Origin of the sequence: Sphingobacterium sp. 1.A.4, assembly GCF_002734245.1 — a bacterium.
GTDB lineage: Bacteria > Bacteroidota > Bacteroidia > Sphingobacteriales > Sphingobacteriaceae > Sphingobacterium > Sphingobacterium tenebrionis.
In genome coordinates this window covers 77,125-91,894 of record NZ_PEAZ01000052.1, presented here as the reverse complement: position 1 = coordinate 91,894, position 14,770 = coordinate 77,125, and the positions used below count along the sequence as shown (strand labels likewise).

11 protein-coding genes are annotated in these 14,770 nt (G+C 36.6%); 3 read left to right on the top strand and 8 right to left on the bottom strand.

Translation table 11 applies throughout. The features are described from left to right. Positions 1 to 75: 75 nt before the first annotated feature. The 8 genes from CRJ00_RS08535 to CRJ00_RS08500 all read right to left on the bottom strand — a co-directional run bounded on the left by CRJ00_RS08535 (position 76) and on the right by CRJ00_RS08500 (position 11,374). Positions 76 to 843: a hypothetical protein gene (locus tag CRJ00_RS08535; RefSeq protein ID WP_099366453.1), complete on the bottom strand. Its 768-nt coding sequence runs from the start codon at positions 841 to 843 to the stop codon at positions 76 to 78. A 5-nt stretch (positions 844 to 848) separates the two neighbouring features. Continuing rightward, positions 849 to 3,170, bottom strand: a complete 2,322-nt coding sequence (locus CRJ00_RS08530; protein WP_099366452.1) for an AIPR family protein — start codon at positions 3,168 to 3,170, stop codon at positions 849 to 851. 7 nt (positions 3,171 to 3,177) lie between these two features. Further along, the gene (locus CRJ00_RS08525; protein ID WP_180268455.1) at positions 3,178 to 4,179 is read right to left on the bottom strand and encodes a PD-(D/E)XK motif protein; all 1,002 of its coding nucleotides are present in this window, start codon (positions 4,177 to 4,179) and stop codon (positions 3,178 to 3,180) included. Beyond that, on the bottom strand, positions 4,160 to 6,940 hold the full coding sequence (locus CRJ00_RS08520; RefSeq protein ID WP_099366450.1) for a Z1 domain-containing protein: 2,781 nt from the start codon (positions 6,938 to 6,940) through the stop codon (positions 4,160 to 4,162). Before CRJ00_RS08520 ends, CRJ00_RS08525 begins: the two co-directional genes overlap by 20 nt. Next, the gene (locus tag CRJ00_RS08515; protein WP_099366449.1) at positions 6,933 to 8,414 is read right to left on the bottom strand and encodes an ATP-binding protein; all 1,482 of its coding nucleotides are present in this window, start codon (positions 8,412 to 8,414) and stop codon (positions 6,933 to 6,935) included. Before CRJ00_RS08515 ends, CRJ00_RS08520 begins: the two co-directional genes overlap by 8 nt. Further along, positions 8,407 to 9,186, bottom strand: coding sequence for a DUF3883 domain-containing protein (locus tag CRJ00_RS08510; protein ID WP_099366448.1), 780 nt, complete (start codon positions 9,184 to 9,186; stop codon positions 8,407 to 8,409). Before CRJ00_RS08510 ends, CRJ00_RS08515 begins: the two co-directional genes overlap by 8 nt. Continuing rightward, on the bottom strand, positions 9,176 to 10,435 hold the full coding sequence (locus CRJ00_RS08505; RefSeq protein WP_099366447.1) for a DNA cytosine methyltransferase: 1,260 nt from the start codon (positions 10,433 to 10,435) through the stop codon (positions 9,176 to 9,178). The genes CRJ00_RS08510 and CRJ00_RS08505 overlap by 11 nt, the downstream gene beginning before the upstream one ends. A gap of 324 nt (positions 10,436 to 10,759) precedes the next feature. Beyond that, positions 10,760 to 11,374 (bottom strand): DUF4304 domain-containing protein, encoded by a 615-nt coding sequence (locus CRJ00_RS08500; protein WP_099366446.1) that lies wholly within the window; start codon positions 11,372 to 11,374, stop codon positions 10,760 to 10,762. Between the two features lie 209 nt (positions 11,375 to 11,583). On the opposite strand from CRJ00_RS08500, the gene CRJ00_RS08495 reads away from it, so the two are divergent. The 3 genes from CRJ00_RS08495 to CRJ00_RS08485 all read left to right on the top strand — a co-directional run bounded on the left by CRJ00_RS08495 (position 11,584) and on the right by CRJ00_RS08485 (position 14,733). Then, positions 11,584 to 12,657, top strand: a complete 1,074-nt coding sequence (locus tag CRJ00_RS08495) for a tyrosine-type recombinase/integrase (RefSeq protein ID WP_099366445.1) — start codon at positions 11,584 to 11,586, stop codon at positions 12,655 to 12,657. A gap of 23 nt (positions 12,658 to 12,680) precedes the next feature. Further along, positions 12,681 to 13,430 (top strand): hypothetical protein, encoded by a 750-nt coding sequence (locus CRJ00_RS08490; protein WP_099366444.1) that lies wholly within the window; start codon positions 12,681 to 12,683, stop codon positions 13,428 to 13,430. Between the two features lie 547 nt (positions 13,431 to 13,977). Further along, the gene (locus CRJ00_RS08485) at positions 13,978 to 14,733 is read left to right on the top strand and encodes a hypothetical protein (RefSeq protein ID WP_099366443.1); all 756 of its coding nucleotides are present in this window, start codon (positions 13,978 to 13,980) and stop codon (positions 14,731 to 14,733) included. Positions 14,734 to 14,770 lie beyond the last annotated feature (37 nt).

The following is a 14,770-nucleotide window of genomic DNA, read 5'->3' as shown; positions in this document are numbered from 1 at the left end:
TTCCTTTGATACGAAGCCGTTCAGCCCGACTATTGCCAATACGGTGTTAGCGGTTCGTTTTTTCTTATTAGTTTATCATTTCATTAAAAGTGTCAAGGTCAAAGCTAATGTAATCGTCATTGCAACAATCAAAATTCCTGTCAGCCTTTTTGATTTTAGTAGTGTTGTCAAAATTATTGGTGCAAAAATCCAATATGCTTGTGCAGTATAAAGTCCTGGGAAATACTTACCTAAATAAATACTCCACCAACTGTGAGAAATAGCGTTTCCCATTGCACCATAAACAATGAAAAACAATGTAGGCAATAAAAAAAATTTCAGTCCTTTAAAGTAAACTAAAATCGGTGCAACAATAAATATAAAATATGCACTCATATTGAAAGCAACAAATGTATTATTGGAATAAGGTTGTCCGCCATAAGTTGTTGGAAACAATTCTTTGAAATTTGTCATAAACTCTTCGGTAAAGTGAAAGAATTGCCACCCTAATGTCAAGAAGTATAGAGGTAAAAATATGTTATAGTCGGGAAGTTCAATTTGTTTGAAGTAGAGAATTGCAAATATTGTCCAAGCGAAAATAAGTCCGGGAACGAATGTTGCAATCAAACTCATTCCTGAACTTCCAACAATCCAAATTGTCAGCATCACAACTGCGATAATTGTCCCGATAACAAAATCTTTTTTTGTCAGCCGTTGATTTTTGTTTTTTTTTATGTCAAACAATTTGTTCATTTTTTTTGTTGGTGTGTCTTGTCCTAAAATGACCGCTAAGACACACTCTTTGCCAAGCTTGGGTTTGAGAGTTGGCTTGAGCGGCTTGGCAATGTGTGTGGCTGTTAGCAAGGGAATTATCTAAATCCATACTTCTCTACTGTTTTTAAGTTAAGTCTGGCTAGAAACTTATTTCTATCCGTTAGTGTCATTTTGCCTTCTAAAAGGTCGGCCATAAAACGATACTTATACGCATCAAGCCGTTTATTTTTTTTGTCCCATTGTACAATTCTTTCAATAAGTTCAAGCGTTATTTCAACTTCTTCAACTTTTTTACTATTGTCCTCAATAAAGAAATCATCCATATCAAAAAATAATTCTGGATTAACTTCTGCAACAATATTAAGAATGGCTTCTCCTTGATTCCTTTCTATGTCTGTAATTGTTCTATTGTTTCTAATTTTACTGCTTAAAGTAGAAGCCATATCATACTGATATTGGGTAAGATTTTGAGTCTCTCTTCCCCAGTCTTCTATTTTCTTCCAAGTTTTTACGTGTATTGATTTTAATCTATTCAATGAAGCTTCATTTTCAGCTTTTTGAGTTTCATCCTCAGTTAGCTTTTTTCTTTTTTCAGTCAATTTATTTTCCAAGTCAGATTTTAAACTTTCAAGGTCAATCTCAAAACTTTCATTTTTAATTGCATTCCAACATTCCTCTTTTTTTGCCCACTCTCCATATAAAGAGCCAGGGGCTTTAGTTTTGATGTAATCCTCAATTTTAGACATTACCTCGTGTAATTTTGACTTAAGATTGTCGCTTATCGATTGATGTTTCCAGATTTTGTATAAATCAAGTTTGTAATTCAATTTATAACCTAACCAAGCTAATGAATAAGGAACTGTTATATAACGCATATCGCCAATTGCATTTGGTTTTACACCATATACCTTTTCAGCAGATGAAAATAAAATGGCTTTTGCAATAGCATCTTCAAACCAAATATTGTCTGGCTTAAAACTGAAATTATAATTTAGAAATTGAGCGTAATTTTTCTGACTTCCTCTAACAACAATATGAGGTCCAATTACCAACTTTTTACCATTATATACTTCCTCGTATGAGTTGATAAACTTTGCCAAAGATTCTTTAGTGAACATCTGACTTCTTGGATTCTGCTTGTCAAATTGTTTTCGCTTTGATGGTGTAATACCAAATCGAATTCGTTCATTTTTATACTGACCTCTTGAACGCTCAAAAAACCAACGTGTTTGAGTAGTTTCTCCTGAAACTGGCGGTGCCCAAATAGTCCGTGAGAGTTTTTCAATTAAAACGTGATTTTCTTTGTTAGAACTTAAATCAGAAGCAGAAACTCTATTTTGAGTGTTAGCATACTCTGCAATACGACCAACTATTTCAGAAAAATTCTCTCTATTTTTTACAATAGTAAGTTTAACAGGAACAAATACATTACTTATATCAACTTTATCTTTTTTCCAAGTATGATAAACTGACGCTGTAGTTTGTCCACCATTTACAATCTGAAAATCCTTTACTTGGGCAATAGCTTTACCTTGATTGTTTGGCAAATCTGTAATGGTAACTTCTTCGGCAGTAGCTGCGATACCATTATTAAATGCCATAAACATATGCTGCTCTTTCAGAATAGTATTTCGAATTCCTTTATTTATTTTACCTGTGAATTGAAGAAATGAACGAACATTTTGCTCCAGAAGTCTAGCCCCATATTGTTCATAAATATCTGCTAAGGCAAGACCTGGAATAATCGCAAGCCAAGATTGATAATCAGAATTTTCGGTTTCATTGACAATACAAGGTACTTTATATCCAGCTAGTTCAAAGTTAATTTCAATAGGCACTCTGGATTTATCTGAAAGGTTAAAAAGGTAGTTTATATCAATTGTTCTGTAAAAAATAGTATAACCAGCTATTGTATCAGAAATTTTCACATCTGATTTTACCTCACCATTCGTTATTAAAAATATATTTACTCTGGTTAGATATTCTTTAACCTCAGGAACATTTGCTAGAGTTTGAGCAAGATCAAATATTTCAGAACTTTCCTCTATTTCGTTCACATAATCTTTGTAAATAGCATTTCTGAAGAATTTTACTGCTCTTTCAATTGTTTTGTCTGCATCACCCTTTGTAACACTTTGAATGGTGGAATCACCATTGTATATAGTTACAAACAAATCGAGTGTTTCGTAATTTTCATAAAGTGAGTAACCATTAATTTTATGTTCAACACCTCTTTTACTAATCTTTTCGTCAAAGCAAACTCGATAATTTTCTGTTTCTCCTGCTTCGGATAAATACGATAGGGCTAACTCTGTAAAAATCTGTTCTGGATTTGTTCCTTCTTCTTCCGAGATTAGACTTGAGTTAATTTCTTCTTGAAGGTCTATATAGAACTTTTGTAATTCTTTGTTTTCCATAAAAATGTTATTGTATTTCTCCCAAAAGAGTTTGGTGGTTAATTCTCCATTCCTCTGATTCAGAAAGGACAATAGAATATCTCACATCTCCAACACCTATAGGGATTTGATTTTCAGTTATCCTTGGGAAATTACCCGTAACTCGGTATATATTTTCTTGACGAATAGTGTAACCTCTCTCATCATAAAGAGGTTTGTGAATATCATAATATCCAGATTCCAATAATTTCAGCTTAAATAGGTTGGAAGCCATTGTGTTATCATTCAATAATTCCGAAACTTCGTCAATTAGTATATTCAATGATTCACCGTTTCCCACTCTTACATCTAGCGAAAGATGAAATAAAAATATTTTTTCAATGATGGAATCGTCTAACTGTCTTTCACTCGTGATATGAATTTTTTGATGATTGTTACCGTGTGTAGTTTTTACTTCAACTGCCCAGTTTGAGTATTGAAAATCTTGAATAGACTTTTCTGGGCCAAGCCAAGATTTAATACAATAGTTTTTATCCGAATTATTAGTCAAGAAAAATCGTAAAAAATAAATTTCACCGTAAAGCCCCCTTTGTGCTTCGTCTGATAAACCTTGTTTACCAACCTTTTCAAACAAAGACTGCCATTTAGCCAAACGCTCCAATAGTTTTTCTACTAAGGTTTGTTCTGTGGACACGTCTGATACTCCAAATATCAAATCTTCGCAAAGCGTAGAGAAAATATCTTTGTGCTGTTTGTTTAGTAAAAGAATTAGTAAAAATTTCTTCGATTTATCTCTTTCATCTGGTAGCGTTTCAATCTTGATGTCTTTGAGTTTATTCCATTGGTTTTCATCAAATGGGAATGCTGCACTTATTCTAAATGCAATGCACCTTAATTTTTCTGGAGCTTTTAATGCAATAAAAACATCAGGCAGTACCTCTGCCGAATACCTCTTATAAAGTAAACCTGAATGATTGGAAGTATCACTCTCTAATCCAACCCAAATATTTTCAATCTTCGTCATCTCCATAATCTTCAAAATCTTCTTCAACCACATCAAATCTGTCTAGTAACTCCTCATTGACAGCATAAGATACTGGTGCGTTAAAATTACTTTTCGGGAAACTTATTGCATAACCTACAAATGGGTTGGTTCCTTTTGGTAGGGGATATTTTTCAAGACTTTCTTCTGGGTCGAGTAAATAGATTATTAATAATGGCTTTCTTGGGTCTCTTAATTCATTTCTAACTATTTGTCCATTTGGATACATTGCGTCACCTTCTTTTTTTCTATGAAGATTGGTCAATTCCATTGCTCGTAATTTTTCAGCATCAGTAAAATCAACAAATTCGTCAGATGGACTTATTATATGAGATTTTCTTAAATAGTAAAGTTGTTCACTTGAATTCTTATCATCTTCTGTCCTTTTCCATTGACCGATAGAAACAGTATTACTACTAACGACAAAATGGGAGTTGTTTTTAGCATTTGGTTTTGACATTAAGGCAACTCTCCAATCGGTTAGTTCTCCATTTCGCAATTGAGTAGTAATGAACTGAATTATTTTCCTAGGTTCTGCTTTTTTAAGGTTTTCAACGGATTGAATTCCCTCAAAAAAGTTGATGACTTGTTCAGCTGGGATATCATACCAAACAAAAGCATTTGGTTTAGGAACAAAATTAGTTGGTAACCCTGATATAAATTTTTGAGTGTTCCTAAGGTTATTGTCTATAATCGAAATATCTTTTTTAAACTCGTAAGATTCGACCAATCTTCCTGCCCAAGAAATCTGAACAGTTATGGCAGAACGCATTTTGTTAGTTGCTGAAATTTGAAGAACTCCAGGGTGCGTTCTAACTTTTAGAGCATATTGTTCTGGCGTTGAACCTGCTACATCAGACATATAATCAAACTCTTCTCTTAGTTCTTCAGAGGCTTGTGTTATATGGCAGAACCACTCATTCAATTCTCTACTTGTAAAAAGTCTGCATAAGTCAACATACCCACCTCTATAACCAAACCAACGTCCCATCTGCATAAGAGTGTCATACATTCTGGAGGCTCTTAAATAATAACTTACTGAAAGACCCTCCAAAGTCAATCCTCTTGAAAGCTTGTTGCCACCTACCGCAATAACGGAAAGTCCATTTTTATGGTCGAAATAGTCTAATGCTTCTCCTGAACCTCCGTGAATTGATTTTACTTCAATTCGTGAAGCAGCATCATTCAAATGCTGTAGTACCTCACTCCATTTATGAACCTGAATTTGAGAATCTAAATTTTTGAGTTCTGAATCTAATATTTGCTTTGAAACCGATACATAAGACTTGAAACCATTATCGTCTTGTTCAAATGTTGATTTTAATTCATCCAATATTACTGCATCATTTTGGTCGATTCCTCTTCGGTAATAAATGAATTGATTGGAAACTAATTCTGCGATATGGTCTTGCCAACGCATAAAACGGGAAACGTGGATAAGCATTGAGTTATGAACCGTTGTTTGCCCTCTTAATCTTCTAATAGCACAAGTGATTATAAAACAACGAATAGCCCTTTTCAAAGATTCAGGTAAAGATGATGGTAATTGATCATCTTTTTTATGCCTATCAGGAACAAATCCACTGTAGTCATTTATCCTGTTTACTATAGGTAAAACTGTATTTGAGGCCTCATCTTCTTCTAATGGACTAAATCCAAATACTTTTTCTGGTCCAATATAGTTTGAAGGAGCTGGGATATTTTTTATAAAGTTCCTCGGGAATAAATTTTGGTCATCCAATGGAATAAAAATGTTAGCAAAAGGAGTAGCTGTATAGCCAACATAAGCATTCTTTCCAAATAGATTTAGAATTTGAGTAATCCAGCCATTAATAGAACTTTGTCTTTCAGGGTCATTTGAAATGTTAATAGAGGCATTGTCTGCTTCGTCATCTATAAGTAAGAGTGATTTATTACGAATTACTCGTCCTAATTCATTGTCTTCATTTGCTTGAGCAGCAAGCCATTGATGTATTCTTCTGAGTACGTGGGGATTTTTCTTGATTACTGCAACAATTGGTTCAGAAGTATTGAAGTTTAAACCTAGGGCATTTGCCGCTCCTTGAGTAAAATCACCTTTTTCAATGCTAGAAGTTAGAGAATGAGCCACAATAGGAGAACCAAAGTAGGGGTCGCCAACACCTATTTGAATACTTCTCTGGTCAAAAGCTCTTGTATGTTGCGTATCAAATCCTAAAAAACTTTCGTCAATTCTAAGTTGCGTTTGGCTTCTTAAATTATTATGAATTCCTGCCATAATAATTATTAATTTGAATCCAGCATCAGCAGCTTTACAAACGAGACCAGTATAATTTGCTGTTTTTCCTGATTGAACTTGGCCAACAACTAAACCTTTCTTATTTATCGTGATTTTTAGTGATGGATCAAATAAATTATCAAGAATGCTATCTGTAAGTCTATCTAGCTTATTTATAACTTCTGGTGCAAAATTCTTTTCTATTTCGAGGTATTCTCTATATCTACCCCAAAAACCATTTGAAAAGTCTAATTCAGCTCTTTTCTCATTTAACCAAGGTAAGTTTTCATCAGCTTTTTCAATTGACCTAAATTCATCTTGACGAATTGTATAAAGTTCTTCAATTCTTCTTACAAGCATTTCACGGTTTTCATTTATGAAATACTTCATTTTAAGCACTTCATCAACGGCATCTTCAATTTCTTCTCTTGTATAAGATGAGCTGTCAGATAGTAACTGACGGATGTTCTTAATAGGGTCTTTTTTACTCATTGGTTAAAAATTCAATATATTCTGGATAGAAATTATATGGTTCAGTATTTAGAATTCTTGCCTTTGCTTTTTCGATTGATAGACCACTTGCTACAAATCCGTTAAAAAGCTTTTGCATTGTTTCCTTAATTGCGTTGTGGTCTATTCCTTCAAATGGTTGCCCGTGTGGTTTTTCATTTTCGCTTTCTTGAAGCGTGATTAAAGGCACAGGTATTGTTTCCTCAATGAACTGAATTACTTTTTCAATTTCTTTTTTTAAATCGCCGGATTTAGAAAGTAATTCATTTAAAAGCGGGTGATTCCGATTTATTTTATAGAATCTTTTACCGTGTCTGGCTCTTTCTTCCCAAAACGGAAAATATTCATCCGGTGCCAATTTTCTTTTAAGCACCTTGCCCTTGTGTCTATAAACCTCTACAGCTTGATTTCTAACATCTTTTGCTAGTGCAAGAATTTGTTCACGGTAAATTGAAGGAGGTCTGGCGATAGATTTCTTGATGTCAATTTGCCAGTCATCATCAAAATTATTTGGTAAGTCAATTTGAATTCTACAAAGGTCATAATGTCCTTCTTTTTTAAAAAGACCAAGCCAATCGCCAGCAACTAACAATCTGCGATTTCTATAAACATAGAAACCTTGATGAGCTGTCCAACTATCTTTTGGACCTTTTCCATAATTATATTGTTCTGCTGAAAGTTTCGAACGATGCGGTAAAACAAAACCTTTAATCTTTATTGAACCACCTTCTAATCTTGTTTCGGGTTTGCTTTGTAAATTATCTATTCCAATCATAAATGGATCCCAAGATTTTATTTCCCTCTCACGTAAATAGATTTTCAAACCTTCATCCATATATCTATGAAAAACCATAGATAAGTGAGATTTTACGGAATCCATTATTCCTAAAAACTTACTTTTTGCTTCTTCATTGTCCTCTGAAGTATCCTTTGTAAGTCTATCCAAATCCCACCAAATTACACAAGTTCCTGTCTCAACAGTTTCTATTTTCTTAGTCCAGTTTTCTTCGTTAGGAATGTATCTAATTAATTTCCATACTTTTTCTTGATTGACAAAGTCCAAATCCCAAGTCCAAAAAACAGGCTTGTAACCCTTAGCTTTAGAGAAAACAGTAAATTTTCTTGATTGCGAAAATGAAGCAGTCTTTAAGCCTAAACCAAAACGACCTAAATCGTCTCGATTTCTTTCATCTAATGGATTTTTGCTTCCAGGGCGCATAGCCTGAATGAGTTGTTCATTATTCATCCCAGTGCCATCATCTAAAATAGATAATGTTGTGTTTGAACCTTTCCAATCGTAATCAATCCAAATATTCTTTGCTCCTGCAGTAATAGAATTATCAATAATGTCAGCAATAGCGGTTTCAATAGAATAACCAATCGCACGAAAGGTTTCAATCATTGAACTTGCTTCTGGTTCTGCAGAAGTTGATTGTATGTTGGTGTAGTCAATCATTTATTCCTTGTAATTCGTTATTGGAAACGCTCCATTGCACTTGGACTGTTTGAATTATATTCTTTCTTGGAGTTAATTTTGAAAATGGGTCATTGATGAAAGAAATTTCAGGAGAATCATTGTTGTTAGACACAAGACAAACTGTATATTTTGTTCTTTCCTGTTTAGCTGTTTCCCATTCCTTATTTGTAAAGAGAAGTCCGCCTATATTATTAGCAAGTCCTTTAACTTCAATAAAATGTTGATTTGATTCAGATTTTATTTCAAAATCATACCCACATCCTAAATCTCTTGTATCAACTAATTCACCTGCAATAGGCAAATTATTTAATCTGTGATACTCAATAAAAAACTGCTCAGCTTTTTTTCCTGTTGGGCCTCTTAATATAAATGATGAAGTTCTATCCTTATCAGAATTTTCATCTGCTATGGACAACAAGTGATTTAGATTTTCCGTATCACCTTGAATTTTCCCAGAAAGAATATCTTCAACAATTGCTCTTAATTCTGGCTCCTCCAAATTTTCAAGTGCTAAAGCAACATTAGTTCGACTTGGACTCATTGGTCTTTGATACCAGCCTGCACGATAACCAAATAAAGGGTCGAATTCATCACGCCAATTACGAACGGAATGTTTCTTTACATCTAATTTGTCACTGATATCCAAAAAAGAAGATTCCCAATTTTTATAACCAAGATTTTTGAGAGCAATTTTGTCAAATCTTGCTAGGTAATAAGCTACATATAAAGTGAGTTTATGGTTATTTTCCATCTAAAACATTTTTTAATACCATAGCAATTTCTTTAGCCATCAAAGGCGGTACAGCATTCCCAATTTGTTTAAAAGCAGCTGTTCTATTAGCTCCTTCCTTTTCTCCTTCAAAATAATAGTTATCTGGAAAAGATTGTAGTCGCGCTGCTTCTCTTACGCTGATTGATCTATTTTGCTTACTATCAGGATGAATATAATAATGGCCATCTTTGGCAATATGGGCGACTACTGTTTGCGAGTAGGGTAAGTCAGAAGCAACCACTTTAAACCTGTCAAAAAATGAAGTGCGATTTTGATGGGTCTTTAATCTTTCTGGTAAATCATTGTAGTTTAATCGTTCTTGCTTTTTATCCCATTTCTGTACAGCAATTTTGTATATTTCTTTATCTTGCTCTCTATGGGGCCTCGCAATATGTTGCGTTAAAATATCAATACCATTTCGTAAAGCGTGAGATTTTAAGTACTCGGTCGTTTCGGTTTTGTATTTCAAAAATCTGTCTACACCTTCACCAGCTTTTATCACAGGCAAATCTTCCAACAATTCTTTAACTAAATAATTATTTTCAATTGCAATTTCTTCCAGATTTGGTATACTAATCTTTTTGTTTTTTTGCCAACCTAGTATGATAATTCGTTTTCTGTTTTGCAATACTCCAAAGTTTTTTGCTTCAAGCGTGTGCAGTTTTATTTGATAGCCTTTTTTGTTAAAAATCTTCTCCATTTCTTCAAGATAGTGCCCACCTTTAGCAGACTTTAATCCCAAAACGTTTTCAAAAACGAACATACTAGGCTTATATCTTTCTAAGTATTCAGCATATTGAATAAAGAGGTAATTTCTTGGGTCACCTTCCATTTTGGTTTTAGACCGTGACCGTCCCACCAATGAATATGCTTGGCAAGGTGGTCCGCCAATAATTAAATCAACTTTTCTTTTTCCTAGGCTTTTCTTTATTTGCTGGTGTATAGTTTCATTGTGTTCATCTCCAATTGGAAGGTTAATAACAGAGTCCAAAATGTCTTTTGGCACACTTAAATATAATTGCTCACGAGTTATTTCTCCTTTAAGATAAGAAATGTAAATTTTATAGTTGTTGGTAGCTTTTAAGTGATGGTAAGCAGCTCTTGTTCTTAGAGTATTACAAGCAGAATTTTCAATTTCAACGTGAGCAATAGGCTCAAAACCAGCTTGGATAAATCCTTCTGAAAGTCCTCCTGCTCCTGCAAATAAGTCTATGAAATTGTAAGTCATTATAATATTTTTCTTTGGTTCAAATTTACTTGTTTATTCTGTGCGTTGGCAAAAATTCAGGCTCTTTTGCTTGCGAAGCGGTCGCCCGTGTGTTGGGGCAAGCAAAATGTGCCTGAATGTGCGGTTGGCATTTTATTTCTGTCGTTATTTTGTTCACTGTCGTTGTCTTTTTTACACTGAGCGATAACGTTTTACGTATTGGCGATGGTGGGGCATTTGAAAAACGTCAGCCCAACATATGTACAAATGCCCAATAGAATTACAAATGTTGAGTTTACAACTGTCAGCCCCACTATTGCCAATACGATGTTAGCTGTGGTTTTTCTATTTGTCAAGTCCATATTTCTGTCCATACTCTTTTACTGTCATTAAGAAATGTGGGTTTATTTTGTTATTCAGTAGTCCTTCGTATTCTCGTTTAGCTTTGTCAAACTGTTTAAATTCTGCATAAACAATTAATTTTCCCAAAGGTGTCATCATCAAATCTGCTTTGTCTAACTCTTGAAGCATTTTCTCTGTGCTATTTACTCGGTCAAAATATGGCAAAATGAAATCTGTCAAATTTTTTTTCATCTCGTCAATAAGCTGTTGCTCGTCAGTGCACTCTTTAATGTCATACCAAGTATCATGTTGGTTTCGCAAGTCTCCAATTCTTTTTCTAATCAAACATTCTGGTTCAGTAGGATAGTCAGGAAGTCCTATATCGCTGAAATTGTAAAATGCAAGCCAATATTCAGGAACAAAAATTCCTGTGTTTATAGTAAAACTGATACTGTCCTTGTTTCCAAACGCACTTTTCTGAACATTAATGATTTGTCCGATAGTGTCAAGTTTTAAGTAAAAGTTATTCGCCTTTTTCTTAAAGCCCAAAGGTTTCAAGATTTCGTGAAATCCATCTTTAATTATTTTGTCAAATTTTATCTCCGATATTGTCTTCATTTCGTTTTTGGTGTGGCGTTCTAAAATCACAGCTAACTCTCAAATATACGCAATACTCTTCTATATGCAAGGATGTCAAGTGTCTTTCTGTTTACCTCTATAAATAGTTGTTTTTAAGTTCCTTGCTTTGGTGTTATCAGATTTTATCTATTGCGTATTTTGTATAACTTTCTTAGATTTGCTTTGGTAGATAATACAAAATACGCAATATGGAAATTGTCGATTTTTCTGGTTTTGATTTTCGGGACGGCAGGCACAGGGATGCCGCAGTCATTTGGATGGATTTCAAATACGACCGGGCAAAGATTGATTTGGTCAAATCGCTGAAAGGTAGGTGGAGTAGGTCTGAAAAGTGCTGGTATGTACCGGACAACACCCATTTCCGGACACTGTTTGGGATGAAAATCCCACCGGTTGGCAAAGGGGTGTTGTCCAAATTGTCACCCGTAAATGCTCGGGAGTTGCAACGCATGAAAGAAATATTGCAGATGAAAGCCTATAGTCCATCCACCATAAAGACATACATGATCGAATTTGCACAGCTACTGTATATTTTGAAAGATGTGCCCGTTGATTCGCTGGGCTACGACCGTCTCCGTGCTTACATTCTTTATTGCATCAATACATTGAAGATTTCAGAAAGCCAGCTGCACAGCAGGCTCAACGCCATCAAATTCTATTTTGAACAGGTGCTCCATAAACCGGGCTTCTTTGCCGAAATCCCACGGCCGAAGAAGCCATCCACTTTGCCAAAGGTGTTGAGCCAAAAGGAAGTAAAACGGATATTCGACGTGGTACGAAACCAGAAGCATTTGCTGATGTTGCAACTGTGCTACGGAATGGGGCTGCGAGTAAGTGAGGTTGTCAATCTGAAATTGAGCGACATCGACAGTGGACGGATGCAGGTACTCATCGAAGCGGGAAAAGGAAAGAAAGACCGGTATGTACCGCTACCGACCGCAGTGCTGGATTTGCTACGGGAGTATTATAAAGCGTATCGCCCTAAGACTTATCTTTTTGAAGGCCAGTATGGAGGGCGGTATTCCGTCCGCAGTGTCCAAGCTGTGTTCAAGAATGCGATGAAGGCCGCAAAGGTAAACAGGCCGATAGGGATACACGGTTTGCGGCATAGTTACGCCACACATTTACTGGAATACGGCACGGATATGTCATTCATACAGCAGCTACTTGGTCACAATGACATTAAGACCACGATGCTTTATGCAAAAGTCGGCAATGCGCAACTGAATGCAATCAAAAGTCCGTTGGACAGGATGTTGTGACTACAGATTTAAGAATTATCACAATGGGATTAAATTACTTCAAAAGCAGAAAGCGCCTCGATTTTTCCCCACATCCGTTTGATGTTGGCAACATACTTGGTTTGAAGAGGGGTTATGGCAACAATCATTTTCTACTCAAAATCTACGGATTGGACAAAACCAAATTTGAGTGCTATTACACCTACCACCTAAATTATTTCCTGTCCTCGGGTCAGGATGCCGAAAAAGATTTCCTTTCCCATGTGTGGTATATCGTGCAGAAACGGATTGAACATTTCGAACGGAAGGACCCGTTCTCATCCGAGCATCCCCGGCATTTGTCAAACATCGGGAAACTTACCGAATTCCAACAATACCTCGGCACACGCGATAAATGGAACATCCGACCTAACGATGTGCTGCTGAAAGAAAAAGACGGAAAGATAGCCGAACTCCAAGCCCATATCCAAGATTTGGAAGAACAGTTGAAAGCGCATACGAAATACGGGGTTTCACAGAAAGTATATGTTGAAGACGGCTACCTGCCCACGCTCATCGACCTCATCCAGCAACTGCGCGAAGTGGAACTGCCCAATGGGAGGTCGCTGCTCAAAAGTGACCACCACAGCCCGTATTACAAGCTAATAGCGAATTACTTCAACCACGGCGGCAAGGAAACCCCATTGGATACGGCACGCAATTATTTCGTGGGCAAGGGCGAAGCCCCGATAAAGGGTTCGCAGGTGCCGGATGGCAGGAAGTTGTTCCGCATCGTCCCCGCAGACCACGCCTAATCATCTACCCGTTCAATCCCCGAACATGACCAAGCCGCCTCGTTTGGTCATTCATATCCCTGTTTTATCCCCCAACTTTGTCCCAACGGAGGGGGGGCCGCCCGATGGGAACACCGGATATCACCCCGTTTGGTCGCGGGGCCAAACCGTGCTGTTCGCACGTCCCGCCAAATTGCCATTCCCCGATGGGAATGGAGCAAGCGGAAGTTGGGCAGAGCCCTACTTTGCTTGCCGTATGCGCTGCAAACGGGGTTTAGGGTATCCTCCGGGGATACCCTTGTAGCCTAACGGCATCGTAAAGACCGTTTTTGGTATACCGCAAGGTATACCATCCAGCCTTTTCCAGATATACCGATATATAATGATATCAATATACAGATAGGTCGAGATACCAGTATTTCATGAGTTAAAGAGCCTATCTTGCAACTTTTTAGTAAATTTCCTCTTCTATGATTGTCCTTTATGGCAGAGGAGAGCGAAATAAATTCATTATCTTATATCTGAACAGTTTTTTGTATATAAGTGTGAATTTATTTAGGTTTGGGTTATGTCGTCAAAATTCTTTAAATACCGTAAAGCATTCCAGCGTAATGCACACCCGTACGATCTGGGCGTACTGACCGGTCTGAGAAGGGGCAGTGACGACAATCATTTTTTGTTGAAGATCTATAAGCTTAAGCCTTCTTCGTTCGAAGATTATTACCGCTACCACCTCGATCATTATCTGGCAAGGGATGAAAGAAACAGTGAAAAGGAGTTTTTTGCACATGTCTGGCAGCGTGTTGCCAGAAGGATAGAATATTTTGAAAGAAAGGATCCGTTCTCCTCCAAACATGCCCTGCATATGTCCAACATCGAAAAGCTACAGGAGTTTCAGAAATTCCTTTTACCCAGGGACAAATGGAATATTGCCCCCAGTGATGTCCTGCTCAAGGAAAAAGATGCCAGGATCGCTGAACTGCATGAAAAGATCAAAGAACTGGAGAACAAGCTAGAGAAACTCGAAGCGTTCAACGTGTCCGGCAAAGCTATGATACAGGACGAACACCTCTCCACCTTTATGGATCTGATCCACCAGATAAAAGACCTGTCTCTTCCAAATGGCAGAAAGCTCGTGAGGAGTGATTTTGACAGCCCCTATTACAAACTCGTTGCCAAGTACTTTAGCCACAAGGGAAAAGCTATATCCATCGACACCGCCCGCAACTATTTTGTCAAAAAGGATCCCAAAGATGCCGCAAAGGGCGTCAAGATCGAAGAGCACGAAAAACTCTTTAGGATCGTGCCCAAAGACCCAAAATAACCTTCCCGTCCACAATCTGGACATGACCAAGCCGGCT

Coding starts and splice junctions, on each gene's coding strand:
- CRJ00_RS08490 (WP_099366444.1), top strand. CDS start 12,681: ATGGGATTAAATTACTTCAAAAGCAGAAAGCGCCTCGATTTTTCCCCA.
- CRJ00_RS08525 (WP_180268455.1), bottom strand. CDS start 4,179: ATGGAGATGACGAAGATTGAAAATATTTGGGTTGGATTAGAGAGTGAT.
- CRJ00_RS08485 (WP_099366443.1), top strand. CDS start 13,978: ATGTCGTCAAAATTCTTTAAATACCGTAAAGCATTCCAGCGTAATGCA.
- CRJ00_RS08505 (WP_099366447.1), bottom strand. CDS start 10,435: ATGACTTACAATTTCATAGACTTATTTGCAGGAGCAGGAGGACTTTCA.
- CRJ00_RS08530 (WP_099366452.1), bottom strand. CDS start 3,170: ATGGAAAACAAAGAATTACAAAAGTTCTATATAGACCTTCAAGAAGAA.
- CRJ00_RS08520 (WP_099366450.1), bottom strand. CDS start 6,940: ATGAGTAAAAAAGACCCTATTAAGAACATCCGTCAGTTACTATCTGAC.
- CRJ00_RS08500 (WP_099366446.1), bottom strand. CDS start 11,374: ATGAAGACAATATCGGAGATAAAATTTGACAAAATAATTAAAGATGGA.
- CRJ00_RS08495 (WP_099366445.1), top strand. CDS start 11,584: ATGGAAATTGTCGATTTTTCTGGTTTTGATTTTCGGGACGGCAGGCAC.
- CRJ00_RS08510 (WP_099366448.1), bottom strand. CDS start 9,186: ATGGAAAATAACCATAAACTCACTTTATATGTAGCTTATTACCTAGCA.
- CRJ00_RS08515 (WP_099366449.1), bottom strand. CDS start 8,414: ATGATTGACTACACCAACATACAATCAACTTCTGCAGAACCAGAAGCA.